The sequence below is a fragment of the Bacillus tequilensis KCTC 13622 genome (assembly GCF_000507145.1).
In the GTDB taxonomy this organism is placed as follows: Bacteria; Bacillota; Bacilli; order Bacillales; family Bacillaceae; genus Bacillus; species Bacillus tequilensis.
Map to the genome: position 1 here is coordinate 170,760 of NZ_AYTO01000008.1, position 16,650 is coordinate 187,409.

General features: G+C 45.3%; 17 protein-coding genes and 1 riboswitch. Of the genes, 12 read left to right on the top strand and 5 right to left on the bottom strand.

The window, feature by feature from the left end:
- The first annotated feature begins 57 nt into the window (after positions 1 to 57).
- Positions 58 to 1,467 carry an amino acid permease gene (locus V756_RS0104080; protein WP_024713548.1) on the top strand — a complete coding sequence of 470 codons (1,410 nt, stop codon included), beginning with the start codon at positions 58 to 60 and terminating at the stop codon, positions 1,465 to 1,467.
- A gap of 203 nt (positions 1,468 to 1,670) precedes the next feature.
- Here V756_RS0104080 and V756_RS0104085 read toward each other — a convergent pair whose 3' ends face one another.
- Positions 1,671 to 2,618, bottom strand: coding sequence for an iron-hydroxamate ABC transporter substrate-binding protein (locus tag V756_RS0104085; protein WP_024713549.1), 948 nt, complete (start codon positions 2,616 to 2,618; stop codon positions 1,671 to 1,673).
- A 204-nt stretch (positions 2,619 to 2,822) separates the two neighbouring features.
- On the opposite strand from V756_RS0104085, the gene V756_RS0104090 reads away from it, so the two are divergent.
- The 6 genes from V756_RS0104090 to V756_RS0104115 all read left to right on the top strand — a co-directional run bounded on the left by V756_RS0104090 (position 2,823) and on the right by V756_RS0104115 (position 8,967).
- Positions 2,823 to 3,869: a FecCD family ABC transporter permease gene (locus tag V756_RS0104090; RefSeq protein WP_024713550.1), complete on the top strand. Its 1,047-nt coding sequence runs from the start codon at positions 2,823 to 2,825 to the stop codon at positions 3,867 to 3,869.
- Positions 3,869 to 4,879 carry a FecCD family ABC transporter permease gene (locus V756_RS0104095; RefSeq protein ID WP_024713551.1) on the top strand — a complete coding sequence of 337 codons (1,011 nt, stop codon included), beginning with the start codon at positions 3,869 to 3,871 and terminating at the stop codon, positions 4,877 to 4,879. Before V756_RS0104090 ends, V756_RS0104095 begins: the two co-directional genes overlap by 1 nt.
- Before the next feature lie 15 nt (positions 4,880 to 4,894).
- Positions 4,895 to 5,704: an ABC transporter ATP-binding protein gene (locus V756_RS0104100; RefSeq protein WP_024713552.1), complete on the top strand. Its 810-nt coding sequence runs from the start codon at positions 4,895 to 4,897 to the stop codon at positions 5,702 to 5,704.
- Positions 5,705 to 5,875: 171 nt separating this feature from the next.
- Positions 5,876 to 7,069 carry an efflux RND transporter periplasmic adaptor subunit gene (locus V756_RS0104105; protein WP_024713553.1) on the top strand — a complete coding sequence of 398 codons (1,194 nt, stop codon included), beginning with the start codon at positions 5,876 to 5,878 and terminating at the stop codon, positions 7,067 to 7,069.
- Positions 7,053 to 7,742 (top strand): ABC transporter ATP-binding protein, encoded by a 690-nt coding sequence (locus V756_RS0104110; RefSeq protein WP_024713554.1) that lies wholly within the window; start codon positions 7,053 to 7,055, stop codon positions 7,740 to 7,742. Before V756_RS0104105 ends, V756_RS0104110 begins: the two co-directional genes overlap by 17 nt.
- A complete protein-coding gene (locus V756_RS0104115; RefSeq protein ID WP_024713555.1) occupies positions 7,735 to 8,967 on the top strand; it encodes an ABC transporter permease in 1,233 nt (410 codons plus the stop codon). The genes V756_RS0104110 and V756_RS0104115 overlap by 8 nt, the downstream gene beginning before the upstream one ends.
- Before the next feature lie 32 nt (positions 8,968 to 8,999).
- On the opposite strand, the gene rsiO is transcribed toward V756_RS0104115, so the two are convergent.
- From rsiO to V756_RS01000000121820, 3 genes are all read right to left on the bottom strand, one after another.
- Entirely contained in the window at positions 9,000 to 9,410 is a 411-nt protein-coding gene (gene rsiO / locus V756_RS0104120) for an acid stress-sensitive anti sigma factor RsiO (RefSeq protein ID WP_024713556.1), read from the bottom strand.
- Between the two features lie 64 nt (positions 9,411 to 9,474).
- Positions 9,475 to 10,632: an oxalate decarboxylase gene (oxdC, locus tag V756_RS0104125; protein ID WP_024713557.1), complete on the bottom strand. Its 1,158-nt coding sequence runs from the start codon at positions 10,630 to 10,632 to the stop codon at positions 9,475 to 9,477.
- A gap of 122 nt (positions 10,633 to 10,754) precedes the next feature.
- Positions 10,755 to 10,910, bottom strand: coding sequence for a YvrJ family protein (locus V756_RS01000000121820; protein WP_032681714.1), 156 nt, complete (start codon positions 10,908 to 10,910; stop codon positions 10,755 to 10,757).
- Positions 10,911 to 11,112: 202 nt separating this feature from the next.
- Between V756_RS01000000121820 and sigO the strand changes: the two genes are divergently transcribed.
- From sigO to V756_RS0104155, 5 genes are all read left to right on the top strand, one after another.
- On the top strand, positions 11,113 to 11,643 hold the full coding sequence (gene sigO, locus V756_RS0104135; RefSeq protein ID WP_081719775.1) for an RNA polymerase sigma factor SigO: 531 nt from the start codon (positions 11,113 to 11,115) through the stop codon (positions 11,641 to 11,643).
- Positions 11,644 to 11,646: 3 nt separating this feature from the next.
- Positions 11,647 to 11,883 carry a sigma-O factor regulator RsoA gene (gene rsoA, locus V756_RS0104140; protein ID WP_024713559.1) on the top strand — a complete coding sequence of 79 codons (237 nt, stop codon included), beginning with the start codon at positions 11,647 to 11,649 and terminating at the stop codon, positions 11,881 to 11,883.
- 142 nt (positions 11,884 to 12,025) lie between these two features.
- Positions 12,026 to 12,739, top strand: coding sequence for a two-component system response regulator YvrH (yvrH, locus tag V756_RS0104145; RefSeq protein WP_024713560.1), 714 nt, complete (start codon positions 12,026 to 12,028; stop codon positions 12,737 to 12,739).
- Positions 12,736 to 14,478, top strand: coding sequence for a two-component system sensor histidine kinase YvrG (yvrG, locus tag V756_RS0104150; protein WP_024713561.1), 1,743 nt, complete (start codon positions 12,736 to 12,738; stop codon positions 14,476 to 14,478). Before yvrH ends, yvrG begins: the two co-directional genes overlap by 4 nt.
- A 70-nt stretch (positions 14,479 to 14,548) precedes the next feature.
- Positions 14,549 to 15,427, top strand: a complete 879-nt coding sequence (locus tag V756_RS0104155; protein ID WP_024713562.1) for an SMP-30/gluconolactonase/LRE family protein — start codon at positions 14,549 to 14,551, stop codon at positions 15,425 to 15,427.
- Between the two features lie 37 nt (positions 15,428 to 15,464).
- Here the strand turns inward: V756_RS0104155 and V756_RS0104160 are convergent, their stop codons facing one another.
- A complete protein-coding gene (locus tag V756_RS0104160) occupies positions 15,465 to 16,256 on the bottom strand; it encodes an SDR family NAD(P)-dependent oxidoreductase (RefSeq protein ID WP_024713563.1) in 792 nt (263 codons plus the stop codon).
- A 153-nt stretch (positions 16,257 to 16,409) separates the two neighbouring features.
- Positions 16,410 to 16,549: riboswitch (cobalamin riboswitch) on the top strand.
- Positions 16,550 to 16,650: the final 101 nt, after the last annotated feature.

Below are 16,650 nucleotides of genomic sequence, written 5' to 3' on the forward strand. Positions count from 1 at the left end.
TTTGCGTTTATATGATCTCGGGGTCTGGTCCGTACAAAGAATCATGGAGGTACTGAAATGGAACAGACGAAAAAATGGGGTTTTTGGTTATTAACGGCGTTTGTCGTTGGAAATATGGTTGGATCAGGAATTTTCTCCTTGCCGAGCTCGCTTGCTTCAATCGCGAGTCCGTTCGGCGCTATATCCGCCTGGCTTTTGACAGGTGCCGGCGTGCTGATGATTGCACTTGTTTTCGGGCATTTGTCCATTCGCAAGCCTGAGCTGACAGCGGGGCCGCAAAGTTATGCAAGAGCGCTGTTCGCTGATCCGAAGAAAGGGAACGCTGCCGGTTTCACAATGGTGTGGGGCTACTGGGTGGCGAGCTGGATCAGTAACGTGGCGATCATTACGAGTCTCGCCGGTTACTTGACTTCGTTCTTCCCGATTTTGGTTGATAAACGTGAAATGTTTTCGATCGGCGGGCAAGAGGTGACACTCGGCCAATTGCTGACGTTTGCAGTATGTACGATCTTGTTATGGGGAACGCACACGATTCTTGTTGCAAGCATTAACGGTGCAAGTAAATTGAACTTTGTCACAACGCTTTCTAAAGTACTAGGCTTTGTCTTCTTTATCGTTGCTGGGTTGTTTGTGTTTCAAACGGCATTATTCGGTCATTTTTATTTCCCGATTCAAGGAGAAAACGGCACAAGCATTGGAATTGGCGGCCAGGTGCATAACGCCGCGATTTCTACACTGTGGGCGTTTGTCGGAATTGAATCGGCGGTAATCCTGTCCGGCCGTGCGCGTTCCCAGCGTGATGTGAAACGTGCGACAATTACCGGGCTGTTGATTGCCTTAAGCATTTATATTATTGTCACTTTAATTACGATGGGTGTTCTGCCGCATGATAAGCTTGTCGGCTCTGAAAAACCGTTCGTTGATGTACTGTATGCGATTGTTGGAAACGCGGGAAGCGTAATTATGGCGCTTTTGGCTATCCTTTGCTTATTCGGAACGATGCTCGGCTGGATTTTGCTTGGCTCTGAGGTTCCATACCAAGCTGCTAAAGCAGGAGATTTCCCGGCATTCTTTGCGAAAACGAATAAAAAAGGAAGCCCGGTTAACGCATTAGTGATTACAAATGTGATGTCACAGGTCTTCATTTTCTCGGTTATTTCCCGGACAATAAGTGACGCATTTACATTTTTAACGACAGCGGCAACGCTTGCGTATCTCATTCCGTATTTGGTATCAGCGATCTACAGCTTGAAGCTTGTGATCAAGGGCGAAACGTATGACCAGCTGAAAGGCTCCCGTCTAAAAGACGGATTGATTGCGATTTTAGCATGTGTATACTCCTTGTTTGTTATCGTAACAGGCACAGCGGATTTAACAACATTTATTCTCGGCATCGGTTTATTCTTTGTCGGCTTGATCGTTTATCCATTTGTGATTAAAAAGTTCCAGAAAGAAAAACAAGCATAAAACAAAAAAGACACCTGAGCTTTGCCAGGTGTCTTTTTTGTTGAAATAACAATGGCTGACAGAAAAGCTGAAATAGATAATCGCATACGCAAAAATGTTTTTTCAGCCTTTCCAGCAAATCAAACAGAACGAGCGCTAAGATGAATCATGTATCGATCTGCTGATGGGACAGCTCCATAAAATAGTCTATGCGGCTTTTCGGTTTATTTTGTTAAGCTTTCCGTAATAAACTTCAGTTGGCCTTCTAATGAAATCGGGTCTGTGAAATAAAAGCCAATCGGGTCAATCTTATAGACATGGCCATTTTTAACGGCGCTAAGGTTCTTCCAAATAGAGCTGTCAAATACGCCGCCATCATCACCGCCTGATTGCCATGGGCCTGCGAAAATATAATCCCCGGCGAAGTCAGGGAGCTTTTCTAATGAAATACTTGTATATCCAGGGCCCTGGTCAATGGCTTTTTCTTTTGTGAGCTTTGTGGCCTGCAGGCCGAGATCTTTGTAAATGATGCTTCCGCCTCTTCCGAAATCTTTACCGAATACGTAAATGTCTTTTCCGTTCGATTGCATGATGGAAATGGTTTTGTCACCGACGGCTTTTTTGATGTTTGTTTTTGCTGCCGTAACTTTTTTATCCCATTCAGCCAGCCATTTTTCGGCTTTATCTTCGGTTCCCGTCATTTTTGCGAATTCTTTCAGCTGTTCGATGTTGTTGAGCTTATCGTATTTTACAGCGACGGTCGGCGCGATCTTTTCAAGCTTTTTAATATCAGCGCCTTGCGTTGTCCAGACGATAATCAAATCAGGGTTCAAATCAATGACTTTTTCAACGGAAGTGCCGTCTCCGATGTTTGTGACACCGTCTGTTTTTCCTTTATAGTAAGGATTTTTAAATACATTCTCAGGTGCACCGACGACGTTGATGCCCAGTGTTTTGAAGTAGCCGTAGTAGCCGTCCGCCATGACAACCACCCGTTTAGGATGCTTAGGGATTTTTACATTCCCGTTTTCAGCCTTGTATGTAAAGGTTTCTTCGCCTTTTGAGCTAGAGGTAGAGCCTTTGCTTTCTGAGTTATTCCCGCAGGCTGCCAGCGCTGCAATCAATAGCAGGGCAAAAAACGCGGCTCCGATTTTCTTGTATATAGGGGTCATATCTCATACCTTCTTTCTGAAAAAATGATGATAAAGAGAATCATTATCAATGTGATTATACCATCACAAGTGTTAGTTGGCATGATATTTTTGCAATGATATTCTCATTTTTGTTCAAAACGATCTATTACATCAGCAGAAAAAAGTGATATACTGGAACAACAATTGATAATCATTATCATTATCGGAAAGGAAGTACGGCTGTTGAGTCATAAGAAATATAGCCAGACTACATCAGAAGACATCCAATGGACGTCAAGGTCATATAGCGCGGTCATCGTCCTTATTGCAGGGATATGCTTGCTAGGCTTTGGCGCGCTTTTATCCATATCTCTCGGTGCAGCAGATATTCATTTGCGCACCATATGGGACGCCATTTTTCATTTTCAGCCGACTGAAACGTCCCACCAAATCATACACGACCTTCGGCTGCCGAGAACGGCTGCAGCCGCGCTTGTCGGCGCTTTATTAGCAGTGTCGGGGGCGATTATGCAGGGGATGACGAGAAATCCTTTGGCAGAGCCTTCGATTATGGGCGTTACATCTGGCTCCGCGTTTGCCATCTCGATTGCATTTGCCTTTTTTCCAGGGCTTTCTGCGATGGGGCTTGTACTATGGTCCTTTGCAGGAGCTGGGCTGGGGGCATCAACGGTAATGGGCATCGGCATGTTTGCAAGAGGCGGACTTACGCCTGTAAAGCTTGCGCTCGCGGGAACAGCAGTCACTTATTTCTTTACGGGGGTTTCAACCGCTGTCGCAATTCGCTTTGATGTCGCTCAGGATATCAGCTTTTGGTACGCAGGCGGTGTAGCGGGTGTGAAATGGTCGGGTGTCCACCTTTTGCTTCTCGCAGGGGCTGTCGGTTTAACGCTTGCTTTTATCATCGCCCGGTCGGTGACAGTGCTGAGTCTCGGTGACGAGCTGGCGAAAGGGCTTGGACAATATACATCAGCGGTGAAGGCAGTTGGCATGCTTGTCGTTGTGATTTTGACGGGAGCTGCGGTATCAATTGCCGGCACCATCGCATTTATCGGACTGATCATTCCCCATATTACCCGGTTTTTAGTCGGTGTGGATTATCGCTGGATCATTCCTTGCTCGGCGGTGCTTGGCGCTGTTCTGCTTGTGTTTGCTGATATTGCGGCAAGACTTGTAAACGCGCCCTTTGAAACGCCTGTCGGCGCGCTGACCTCTCTCATCGGCGTTCCCTTTTTCTTTTATTTGGCACGCCGTGAAAGGAGAGGGCTGTAATGAAAACAAAAACAAAAAAACCGCTCGTTGTGATGGCTGTAACCTTTCTGCTCATCGTGCTGGTCTTTTTTATCAGCTTGAATGCCGGCGTCATCAAAATTGCGCCGCTTAAAACGCTTCAGGTCTTCTTCGGCCAAGGAACGGCGCGTGATGAACTGGTTTTATTTGAGTTCAGGCTGCCCCGAATCATCCTTTCCTTGCTCGTTGGGGCAGGGATCGCTGTTGCCGGAGCCATTTTGCAAAGCGTGTCTCAAAATGATCTGGCTGAACCGGGTATTCTCGGAATTAACGCCGGCGGCTCACTAGCAGTTGTGCTTTTCATTTACTTTTTTCAAGGATCAGCTTCAGATCTCGGTTTTTTCGGAACATTGATGCTGCCATTCAGTGCTTTGGCAGGCGCAATCCTCGCCGCATTTCTGATCTATCTTCTGGCTTGGAAGAAAGGCGTGACACCGATTCGGCTGATTCTAGTCGGCATTGGGGTGAATGCCGGATTTAACGCCCTGCTGCTGATTTTTCAGCTCAAGATGGACCCTCATGATTTTATGCAAGCTGCGGTTTGGCTATCCGGCTCGATCTGGGGGGCAAACTGGAATATAATCTGGGCGATTCTCCCTTGGATTGTGATCTTGCTGCCGTTTACTTTATATAAGGCACACTATTTGAATATTTTGCAGCTTGGAGACCAATTAGCGACAGGGCTGGGCACTGCTGTTGAAAGGGAAAGACGGATTCTTCTTCTGGCAGCGGTCACTCTTGCAGCTTCATGTGTGGCAGCTGCAGGGGGCATCGCGTTTCTAGGATTGATTGCGCCCCACGTGGCAAGAAGGCTTACTGGACCTCGTCACCAGACGCTGATACCGGTCTCCGCCTTCATCGGCGCATTTCTGTTTTTGCTCGCTGATACGCTTGCGAGGAATGTATTGGCACCGTCAGAAATTCCGGTCGGGCTTGTCATTTCCGTGTTAGGTGCGCCTTACTTTATATATTTATTGATGAAAACGAATTAGAGGAGGGGGCCGAATATGCATTCATTAACAACCGATCAGCTTGGAATTGGTTATGGCGACAGGGTGATTGTTGAGGATTTAAATATTTCGATTCCTAAAGGGAAAATCACCACCTTAATTGGCCCGAACGGCTGCGGGAAATCAACGATTTTAAAAACAATGTCGAGAATCATGCGTTCGCATACAGGCGCCGTCTATTTAAACGGCAAAGCCATTCATAAAATGTCTACAAAGGACATTGCGAAAGATATGGCGATTCTTCCGCAGACACCTGAAGCGCCGAACGGTTTAACGGTGTCTGAATTGGTGTCGTACGGCAGGTTTCCGCATCAATCAGGATTTGGCAGATTACATGATGAAGACCGCCGGATTATCAAATGGGCGCTTGAAGAAACAGGCATGGCTGAATTCGCTGAACGGCCGATTGAGGCACTTTCAGGTGGACAGCGTCAGCGTGTATGGATAGCCATGGCGCTTGCGCAAGGGACGGAGCTGCTGTTGCTGGATGAACCTACAACGTATCTTGATCTCGCCCACCAGCTTGAAATTCTGCAGCTGCTTGACAGACTCAACAAAGAGCAGGGGCGGACGATATTAATGGTCATTCATGACCTTAACCATGCGGCCCGTTTTTCTCATTATATGATCGCACTCAAAAAAGGCACGGTCATCAAGGAAGGCACCGCACTGGAGGTCATGACACCGGACATTCTGAAGCAGGTATTTCAGATTGATGCCGAGATTGTGACTGATCCGCGTACAAATAAACCTGTATGTTTGACTTATGACCTGATTAAAAATGACAAAACGCTAGTTTCTGTGTAAGAAAAATCCCGGTTCAGAGCCGGGATTTTTTTATTTTTGTCTGCAAAAATACAATTTTACTATTTGGTTCCATTATTTCAAGAAATAGATTGAAAGTCTTTTTGAATTAATAGATAATATCGGTAGAATGTTTCGTAAATATTACATATTTTACAGAAAGAGGAGATCGTGGTGTCCAAGAAGAAAAAATGGCTTATTGGCGGTGCAATATGTGCCGGTGTGCTTGTATTGGCTGGGATCGGAGCCGTCGGTTTTACCTTTTTTACTCACATGAACCAAGTTGCCGTAACATCGGAGCCTTATGCCGAGTCGGTAGCTGTGTACATGGGAGGAGAATCAGAATCTGGCCAAACGTTTTCCGGAAAGGTTGAGCCGGAGAAACAGCAGAAGGTATATATTGATTCAGAAAAAGGCAGCATTAAAAAAACATATGTCAAAGAAGGCGACCAGGTTAAAAAGGGCGATAAGCTTTTTGAGTATGAGGGTGAGGATCATTCCGACGAGACTGAGCAAGCCAATTTGCAAATCGAAATGACAAATCTGCAAATCAGCCGTTTGCAAACATCAATAACGGAAACGGAAAAGAAGCTGAAGGCGGCCGGAAAAGAGGAGAAATCACAGCTTCAAGATGAGCTTGATCAGGCCAATTTCGATTTGAAAACGAGCCAGCTTGAGCTGAAGCAGCATCAAAAAGAGCTGGCTGCCCTGACAAAAAACAAAGGTTCCAATGTCATGACAAGCAAGCATGACGGGATCGTTCAAAGCGTCAATCAGGATATCGCTGACGGAGCAACAGGCGATCAGGCGGCAGGTCCGTATATCCAGATTGTTTCGACGGGGAAGTACCTGGTCAAAAGCCAAATCAACGAGCTGTTAATGGACACAATTAAAAAAGGCAGCAAAGTCAGAGTCACGCTGAAAACAGGCGGTGAAGGCGAGTGGAAAGGAAAGGTCGCCTCGATCGGCAAGCTTCCAGCGGGAGCAGGCGAGGGTGAGGAATCAGAAAGTTTTGCTGAGGAAGAAATGAACCCTCAATCCTCTAACTATCCGTTCACTATTATATTAGACAGCCATAAGGGTCTCGAAGTCGGCTATCATGTCAACATCGAAGTGATGGGTGATGAGGCTGATGCGGACACCATTAAACTGCCGTCCGACATGGTCATTCAGGATGACGGCGAACCATACGTGTGGAAAGCGGATGAGAAGCAGAAAGCGGTCAAACAGCCTGTGGAACTCGGGGATACTGATAAAAATGACATGGTGGAAATTAAGAACGGCCTGACGCCGGAAGATTATGTGATCTATCCTGATCCCGCGGTCAAGGAAGGAAAGCAGGTTACAGTCAATGCTGACACTGAATAATATTTCGAAATCGTACAGGCTGGGAAAAGAAGAAGTTCCAATCTTGAAGCATATTAATCTGACTGTCCAGGCGGGGGAGTTTCTGGCGATTATGGGGCCTTCCGGTTCTGGAAAATCAACGTTAATGAATATCATCGGCTGTTTGGACAGGCCAACCTCCGGAACGTATACGCTTGACCAGATAGATATTTTGAAAGGGAAGGACGGCGCTTTAGCCGAAATCCGCAATGAATCAATCGGGTTTGTATTTCAAACCTTTCATTTGCTGCCGCGTCTTACCGCGCTGCAAAATGTCGAACTGCCGATGATCTACAATAAAGTGAAGAAAAAAGAAAGAAGACAAAGAGCCTATGAGGCACTGGAAAAGGTCGGGTTAAAAGACAGAGTCTCTTACAAGCCTCCGAAGCTGTCAGGAGGACAAAAGCAGCGGGTGGCGATAGCGAGGGCCCTTGTCAATCAGCCGAGGTTTATTTTAGCTGATGAACCGACCGGGGCGCTTGATACGAAATCAAGCGAACAAATTTTGTCGCTGTTTTCTGAGCTCCATCAGGAAGGCAAGACCATTATTATGATTACCCACGACCCGGACGTCGCTAAAAAAGCTGACAGAACCGTATTTATCAGAGACGGTGAGTTGGTTTTAGATGAGAGAGGGGATATCAGCCATGCTTGAACATATTCGAATCTCTTTTCAGTCTATCTTTTCTCATAAATTAAGATCGATTTTGACAATGCTCGGTGTCATTATCGGCATAGCGGCAATTATCGCGATTGTTTCGATGCTGAAGGGCCAAAGTGAACAATTAAAGCAGAGCATGATCGGCATGGGGAATAACGCGATTAATGTTGTCTATCAGCCATCGGGCGGGGAAGAGCAGGGCAGCGGCTCTTCTCAGGTGTCGTATACGTCCGCGCCGCCTGTAGCGGAAGAAACAGTAAAGGCGATCAAATCCGATCCTATAATCAGAGGATTATCCTTATACTATTTGTCTGAAGACGCGAGCGTTTTTCATTTAACAAACGTTTCATATCCTCAAGTGTACGGAGTTGACGCTGATTATTTTGATATGTTCCCAATCCGTATAATCGAAGGAAGAAAGCTGACGGAAAACGAATTAAACAGCACACGCCAAGCGGTGATGATCAATGAGGCCGCCAGAGATGAACTGTTTCCAGACGGAGACGCTCTGCATCAAAACATTGAGATGAATGGTGTGCCGTTTAAGGTTGCCGGTGTGTTTAAAGAAAAAAATCAGCAGGACAGTATGTTTGAAGGCGACTACGCGAACCCTGTTTTGTACACGCCGAAAAAAGTGTGGCCGCTCATTGAAGGCTTTGATGCGCCAACTCAGATTGCCGTCCAGGCTGATTCGTCTGAGCATATTCAAGAAGCGGGTGTAATGGCTGCTGATCTTTTAAACCAAGGACTGTCTGATGCCGAGCTGGAAAAAGCAGAGTACAGCGTAGTAGATCTTCAGGAGATTGCACAGGAAATGGAATCCTTTAACCGGTCCTTTGCGTTGCTGCTTGGCGGAATCGCTAGTATTTCACTTTTGGTCGGCGGTATCGGCGTTATGAACATTATGCTCGTTTCCGTTACGGAGCGCACGAGGGAAATCGGGATTAAGAAAGCGCTCGGTGCTAAGCGGCGGGTGATTTTATTTCAGTTTTTAACCGAGGCTGTTGTGCTGACAAGCATTGGCGGAATACTCGGTGTCCTGGCGGGCTGCGGCATCGCTAAGCTGCTGACGGTCGTTTTTCCGATGCCTTTTATCGTCTCCGTTCCGGCTGTTGCGGGAGCACTCATCTTTTCAATGGCAGTCGGCATTATTTTCGGCTTGCTTCCGTCCATCAAGGCATCTAAACTTCAGCCTGTAGACGCGCTTCGCTATGAATAAAAAGAACGCATCCATTTGGAATGCGTTCTTTTTTAGCTTGGAAGGGCTGAGTTGCATTTGTCTAAAATCAAAAAAACGGCTGCGACGATCATTTCTTCTGTAGTGGACAGCCAGATGTCGCTCATCAATTGGTCTGTCGTGTAAGCAGTCATCCACAAAAACAGCAGCTGTACGATGCCGGCAAGAAAAATGAATAAGCGTTTTCCCGTCCTGAAAAATGTAAAACTATGTATGATCAGACGTTCAAAAGGTTCAAAGAATAACCCGAGGATAAGGAATAGCACGGCAAAAAGCAGGACATGAGCCGTTGAGCGGTAGCTTGTTCCCGCTAAAAAAAACAAAATGAAAATGACTGTATAATAGGTCAATACCACTGCGGCGGCGGCCATCACGTACTGTGCGGAGAGCCGCAATAGACGTTTTGTAGAAGTTTGAAGTTTCACTGGTTCAGCTCCTTATGAAGTAAGGCTTGCAGAGAACGAGTGATCTCTGCAAGCTGTGAGTCTTTTATTTACTGCATTTCTTTTTTACAACCGGATGCTTTTCTTTTGAAAGAATATCGGTAAAGTCTTTGCCTAATTCAAGGTGCGCTTGAACAAATTTTTCAGGAAGCATAGCAAGCCATTGGTTTAAGGAAACATCGGCATAATGATCGTCTTTGAAGATTTCTAAAAAGACAAGCGGTTCATCCCCAAGATTTTCAACGTAATGGCCCATTGCAAATGGAACATATCCGACATCCCCGGCTTGGTAGTTAAACGTTCTGGCATGGCCGTCAGATGCAAAAACGGTCATTCTTGCCTTGCCGGAGATGTAGTATTGCCATTCATGAGTATTCGGATGCCAATGCAGCTCTCTCATGGCACCGGGTTCCACCGTTACGAGCGCGGATGCGATTGTTTTAGACACTGTAAAGTTTGTTGAATCTGCAATGTATACTTTTCCGCCCTCTGATTCAATCGGCTCCTGTTCCAGAAGGCGATAAGTAAATGGGTAAGGCACTTCGCCGTTCGGCCCTTCCACAATGTCATCTTTTAAACTGCCTGGGAGTTGATTTTCAAATATATATTTTTCTTTGCCAGGCAAATTGGCGATTTCTTCTTTTGTTACACCAAAGTTCGCAGCAATCACTTCTTTAGGGGTGTGGGCAAGCCAGTCTGTCAGCTGGAACGTGCTGTTTTCAGAGAATGATCCATCATCAAACACGAGCAGGAACTCAGCTCCTTCATCCAGGGCTTGAATGGAGTGCGGCAGGCCTGACGGGAAGTACCAAAGATCTCCTTCGCCTACATCATCGATAAAGCTGCGCCCTTTTTCGTCCACAATTGTGACTCTTGCACTTCCGTAAATCATATAAGCCCATTCAGCTTCTTTATGCCAATGCAGCTCGCGAATGGCGCCTGGCTTCAGCCGCATATTTACAGATGCGAGGTTTTCTGAAATCGGCAGCTCACGCACGGTGACCTCACGGGCGTATCCGCCTTTTTCTAATCGGTTATGAGTGTCAGAGAACGAGAATTTCATATTGCTGACGGTGCCATGATCCGTTTCCGGCGGAACGAGCATATCAGGATTTTGGCGGTCTCTTTCAATATTGCGCGGAATTTTTACCGTTGCTCCTTTGTCTCCTCTGATTGGCTGCGGAATGCCGTTTTGTTTTTTCATAAAACTGTCTCCTCCTTGAAAAATGAAATGTGTGAGCAGAAAGAGAAGGTGAAAGGCCTTTCGTTTTCCCTTCTGTCTTGTTAAGTGAAAAAAAACAGCGAAAAGTCAACTTCGGTTGGAAATTAATTTTTTGCTTTATGATCTTTCAGTTCTGTCATCAGTTCTATGAGCTGATCAAACTTTCTCTCAAATCGGGTCAGCAGGTACATGGCAATCAGCGCAGGAAAGCCTAGATTGCCGATCTGTTTTACCACTTCCTCTATGAAAACCTGATCCATGGGAAAATACCTCCCTTCTTTTTTACAGTCATGTATATAAGTGAAGGAAATCTAAGAAAACGTAAACTGCGGCTGGAGTATGTAAGGCAAACGCTAGTCAGAAAGTAGTAGTTTACTTTTTTTTGCTTTCCTTCATTTAATTTAGTAGGGAGGCGGTTTGATGGACTATCAAGGTCTTTTGCGGTCGAAATGTAAGGAGATAATGAAGCATCCCATCGTGAAGCATTTTTTGAGCAATCCTCAGCATTACCGTTTGTTCAAAAGCGTAATGGAAAGCCCGAACGAAAAAGATGCAAAATCGCTGGACGAGCAATTCAAGCAATTTTATAAGGAAATTCGCCTCGTCAAGTATATGAATTCAATGATTCGGATCTTTTCTATCGATTTTGATAAGCGGGTTCGCAAAAACCAAAAACGGTATCCGCTGACAGTGGATCATCCGGAAGCAGGAGAACGGCTTCCTTCCGAAGCGGGAAGCGATGCATTTGAAGCATTTTTGGACCAGCAGGATGATTTGAGCCAGCATGTTCAGGATTATCAGCTCTATCAAGCGATCCAAAATCTGACTGACAAACAAAAAAGCGTGCTGACGAGAGTCTATCTTCACGGTGCTACGATGCAGGAGATTGCAGATTCATTAGGGGAGTCCCGGCAAAACATTTCCAACATTCATAAAAAGGGGCTTGAGAATATCAGAAAGCAGCTGGCGGCGCGAAAAAAGGGGGAAAAGTAAGCTGTGAACAGACAGTTTGAACAAAAGAAACAAAGAGACGACATGTATGACATTGAACATCTGATTGCATGCTTTTCACCGATGATCAGAAAAAAACTCAGCAATACCTCCTATCAAGAAAGAGAAGATTTAGAGCAAGAGCTGAAGATCAAAATGTTTGAAAAGGCTCATATGCTTTTATGCCAGGATGTTCCGGGGTTTTGGGAGTTTATATTGCACATGGCGGACGAGAACTCATAACCATTTATCATCTAAAATACGAAAAACGGGAATCTTCTGGGTTCCCGTTTTCTGTTTGTCCGGCTTTCCCATTCAAAAATGTACCAAAAATAAACGATATAATGATAAGATGAAAAAAACAGTGACAGAAAGGAACATAAAAGTGGAAAATGCGTCAATTTTAATCGTAGACGATGAGAAAGCGATTGTGGATATGATCAAACGCGTTCTCGAAAAAGAAGGTTATCGAAATATATTGGATGCGGCAAGCGCAGAAGAAGCGATTCCGGTTGTGAAGGCCAATAAGGTTGATTTAATCGTGCTGGATGTCATGATGGGCGGAATGTCAGGTTTTGAAGCCTGCACGCTGATCAGAGAATATTCAGAGGCGCCGATCTTTTTTCTGACTGCAAGATCATCCGAAGCGGACAAATTGTCGGGCTTTGCGGTTGGAGCTGATGACTATATCACAAAGCCATTTAATCCGCTTGAATTAGCGGCGCGGATCAGGGCGCATCTCAAGCGGACATATCAGTCGAAAGAAACGAATTCAAATAAAACATATACATATGATTATTTTACATTTTCTCCGCAAAATGCTGAGCTGATTGTAGGCGGGGAAGCTGTCGCTTGTTCAGCGCAGCTTTTGCAGCTTTTGCAGTATTTTTGTGAACATCCTAATGTTGTGCTTTCCAAAGATCAAATCTATGAAAAAGTTTGGGGCTATCCGTCCTACGGTGACAACAACACCGTCATGGTTCATATTCGCAAACTGAGGGAAAAAATCGAGCGCGATCCGAGCAATCCTGAGTATATCGTAACCGTTCGCGGTCTTGGTTACCGTTTTATCCCGAATCCCGAAGGCAAGCGGTCATGAGATTAAGATGGAAGTTTTTGTTTCACTTTTTCGGGCAGATGCTGATTGTGATTTTGCTGCTCACAGTTATGCTTGTCGCTTCTTTTTTCTATTTAGACTCGCGATTTAGCGATGCGGAATCCAATTCAGGGCTGACAAAGGCAACGACCGATACACTTGAGGCATATCTCGATGTAGATGAAGACGGGACATGGGAAGTGGATGATTTTCTTAAGAAATCTGTCGATAAGCAGGACGGCTGGATGCAAATCATTGATTCGAAAGGGAAAACTGCTTATTCCTACAGCGTGCCGAAAGACGTGCCCGAATCCTTTACTAAGAAAGAGCTATTATCTATTTATAAAACGAAAAAGTTTCATCATTATAGGGTGAATTATTGGGCCATCGATATTGAAGACAAGTCGTATCTCCTGTTATCGGGCTGGAAATTAAAGAGCGAACAGATGCTGACTGACATTGAAAAGCACGAACAAAAAATAGACGCTTTCGCACATTATAAGTCCAGTACCATCGACTCTATTAAGCGGGAGAAAGGCGCCGTTTATCTTCTAGACAGCAATGGAAACATGCTGGACAGCATTAATGGCACAAAAAGTGAAAGTAAAATGCTGAACCAGCTGGAGCTGCTTAAATACAGCTCAAAACCGTGGAACTATAAGCGGGAGATTTCCGTTAAGATCCTTAGTGAAGACAGATGGATGGTCGCTACGGTGCCGAACCCCGTCTATGTAACCGATCAGGAGTTTAACAAATCGTTTCTGAAGGTTGTATTAAAGGCGATGTTCCTCGTTTTGGCCGTTTTGTTCATGTATATCATTTGGATGACTGTTTGGTATATGTTCCGGTTCGGGCTTCCGATTTTTCACACGATCAAATGGCTCGTTAATCTTTCGAAAGGGAAACTTGAGGAACCGAAAAACCGCGAAGGCCGTCCGATCAGTAAAAACAAAAAAGGGAAAATCAAACAGCCGTACCGCTTCTTCGGTGAGATTTTTGAATCAATGGATCAGCTGACTGACACGCTGAGGCGGGATAAACGAAACAGAGAAAAAATTCAGGCGACAAGAGAAGAATGGATTGCGGGTTTGTCGCACGACTTAAAAACACCGCTCAGCAGCATTTACGGTTACAGCATGATGCTTGAGTCGAAGCAGTATGACTGGTCACCGGAAGAAGTGAAAGAAATGGGTCAGGTTGTCAGAGAAAAATCTGAATACATGTCCAAGCTGATTGAGGACTTAAATTTAACATACCGTCTGAAAAATGACGCTCTTCCAATTGAAAGAAAGCTTACAAGCCTGATCCCTTTTTTCAGAAATGTTATTGAGGATTTTAAGAAAAATCCGTTTTCTGAAGGGTATGACATCTCCTTTGTGTCCAAAGAAGCGCTTATTGAATTTGCGCTCGATGAAGCATGGTTCAGGCGCATATTAGAAAATCTGCTTGGAAATGCCGTGAAGCACAACGATAAAGGGACGGAGATTCAGGTCATTCTCGAACAAACAAAAAACCATATTTCTTTAAAAGTAAAGGACAATGGGAAAGGAATGGATGAAGAAACGATCACCAATTTATTTAACCGTTACTACAGAGGGACGAACACGAAAGATTCCGCTGCCGGAACGGGCCTCGGCCTTGCGATAGCCAAGGAGCTTGTCCACCTTCATAACGGGACGATTCATGTAAACAGCAGAATAAACATTGGGTCGGTCATTACCATTCTATTTAAAAAACAATAAACATGTGGTTTGGATACCTCTTCGGCGGGAATAACAATGTATAGACTTAAGCTAAAGAGGTGTAACATACATGGATGCAGTATTGGAAGCAGACACGCGGGCAGTAATTGGTGAGGGTCCGCTATGGGATGAAGAAAACGCCCGTTTATATTGGGTCGATATTTTAGGGAGCGAGCTCCACATCTTTGACCCTGCAGAAAAAATCAACCGGTCCGTCAAATTCAAATCCTTTGTGACGGCGCTTGCGAAATATTCAAAGGATGAGCTGATTATGACGATGAAGGACGGGTTTTATCTGTATCATCTTCAAGATGACAGCTTAGAAAAAATCAAACAGCCGAAGGATTTGCATGAGAGCCTGCGTTTTAATGACGCAAAATGCGACCCGTACGGAAGGCTCTGGGCGGGGACGACAAGCATGGAAGGCGAGGAAAATCAGGCCTCGCTATACCGTTTAGATCCTGACGGCAGACTGATCAAAATGAAAGATCAAGTCTCGACCTCGAACGGTTTGGATTGGGATCGCGAGCGGGATTTAATGTATTACATCGACACGCCGACGCAGGAAATTGTCCGCTACAGCTATGATCCTGAAAGCGGGGATGTCTCACATCCAGAATCCGTCTATCGTTTTGATCAAACTGACGGACTGCCGGACGGCATGACCATCGACCAAAATGGCATGCTGTGGGTGGCGCTGTTTGGGGGCGGCCGCGTCGTTCAGATAGACCCGTTTCAGAAAAAAGAAATCGATTCAATCAGTGTGCCGGCCAAATATGTCACGTGCTGCGCGTTCGGCGGCAAAGACTTAAAAACTCTTTATATCACAACGGCAACGGAACAAATGACAGAAACAGAAAGATACGAGCAGCCTCACGCGGGAGGATTGTTTTCAGCAAAACTGGCAACAGGCGGATATCAGCCTGTTCCATTCGCTGGAGAAGTATAAAAAAACGCATCCGAAAGACGGATGCGTTTTTTGCATATTACAGAGAACGAATAATGCCGCCTTCGACGCGCTGTGCCGTGCCGTTAATGGCAGATGCAGCGTCAGACGCGAGAAATACGATCGTGTTGGCGACTTCTTCTGCTGTCGCATATCGCTGAATAAGAGAAGTCGGTTCATTGACTTTAAAATAGTCTTTGATGAATGTATCTGTATCCTGTCCTGCAGCTTGTGCCGCGCCTTCCATATAGGATGCCACGCCCTCTGTCCAAGTAGGCCCTGGAAGCACTGAGTTTACCGTCACATTTGTGCCTTTCGTCATTTCTGCCATTCCTCTTGAAAGGCTGATCAGCGCCGTTTTTGTCATTGAGTATGGAATCATTGTTGGTAGCGGTTTGACACCTGCTTCGCTTGCAATGTTTAAAATGCGGCCGCTGTTTTTGGCAAGCATTTTGGGAAGGAAGTGACGGCTTGTCCGAACCGCACTCATCACATTCACTTCAAAATATTGATTCCACTCCTCATCTGTCACATCGGCAAAGTCTTTTACCTCGAAGAAACCAAGGTTGTTGACAAGGATATCGATATCACCGATTTCATTGACTTTTTCAATAACAGCCGCGGCTTCATCTGTTTTTGACAAATCGGCAGCCGCGCCGTGCACCGTTCCATATGAAGAAAGCTCTTCAACTGCGCGATTGACAGTTTCCTGTTTGCGTCCGTTGACAATGACTGCCGCACCTTCTTGCAGAAAGCTTTTTGCTGCGGCTTTCCCGATACCTGAAGTTGAGCCTGTGATTAAGACGAGTTTGTCTCTTAGCTGTAAATCCATAAGAATCATTCCTTTTTCTAGATGATGATATAAGTATACAAGATCAAATTTAGTGTTTACGAGGATTTTGCTTTCATACACACCTCAAGGGGAAAGCCGTTCGGAACGCATATACAAGCCTGTCGGTCATATAGTATAATTACTCCGAAAAAAGGATACCAATGTCAAATAGGTGCCGGTCCGTGAACAACAGCCGGCTTAATAGGGAAACCGGTAAAAGCCGGTGCGGTCCCGCCACTGTAATTGGCTATAGCGCCAAGAGCCAGGATACCTGCCTGTTTGATCAGCACGAAGTCTGCGAGGACAGATGATGTGTAAACAATAGGCTTTTTTGTGTTGTTTACAGCATCTTTACCGTCGTAGAGATGCTTTTTTTAATTCACTTAGGAGGAAA

Bases quoted from the DNA above. Each gene is read 5' to 3' on its own strand.
- V756_RS0104080 (WP_024713548.1), top strand. From the start codon at position 58: ATGGAACAGACGAAAAAATGGGGTTTTTGGTTATTAACGGCGTTTGTC.
- V756_RS0104085 (WP_024713549.1), bottom strand. From the start codon at position 2,618: ATGACCCCTATATACAAGAAAATCGGAGCCGCGTTTTTTGCCCTGCTA.
- V756_RS0104095 (WP_024713551.1), top strand. From the start codon at position 3,869: ATGAAAACAAAAACAAAAAAACCGCTCGTTGTGATGGCTGTAACCTTT.
- V756_RS0104100 (WP_024713552.1), top strand. From the start codon at position 4,895: ATGCATTCATTAACAACCGATCAGCTTGGAATTGGTTATGGCGACAGG.
- V756_RS0104110 (WP_024713554.1), top strand. From the start codon at position 7,053: ATGCTGACACTGAATAATATTTCGAAATCGTACAGGCTGGGAAAAGAA.
- V756_RS0104115 (WP_024713555.1), top strand. From the start codon at position 7,735: ATGCTTGAACATATTCGAATCTCTTTTCAGTCTATCTTTTCTCATAAA.
- oxdC (WP_024713557.1), bottom strand. From the start codon at position 10,632: ATGAAAAAACAAAACGGCATTCCGCAGCCAATCAGAGGAGACAAAGGA.
- V756_RS01000000121820 (WP_032681714.1), bottom strand. From the start codon at position 10,910: ATGGATCAGGTTTTCATAGAGGAAGTGGTAAAACAGATCGGCAATCTA.
- sigO (WP_081719775.1), top strand. From the start codon at position 11,113: ATGAAGCATCCCATCGTGAAGCATTTTTTGAGCAATCCTCAGCATTAC.
- yvrG (WP_024713561.1), top strand. From the start codon at position 12,736: ATGAGATTAAGATGGAAGTTTTTGTTTCACTTTTTCGGGCAGATGCTG.
- V756_RS0104155 (WP_024713562.1), top strand. From the start codon at position 14,549: ATGGATGCAGTATTGGAAGCAGACACGCGGGCAGTAATTGGTGAGGGT.
- V756_RS0104160 (WP_024713563.1), bottom strand. From the start codon at position 16,256: ATGGATTTACAGCTAAGAGACAAACTCGTCTTAATCACAGGCTCAACT.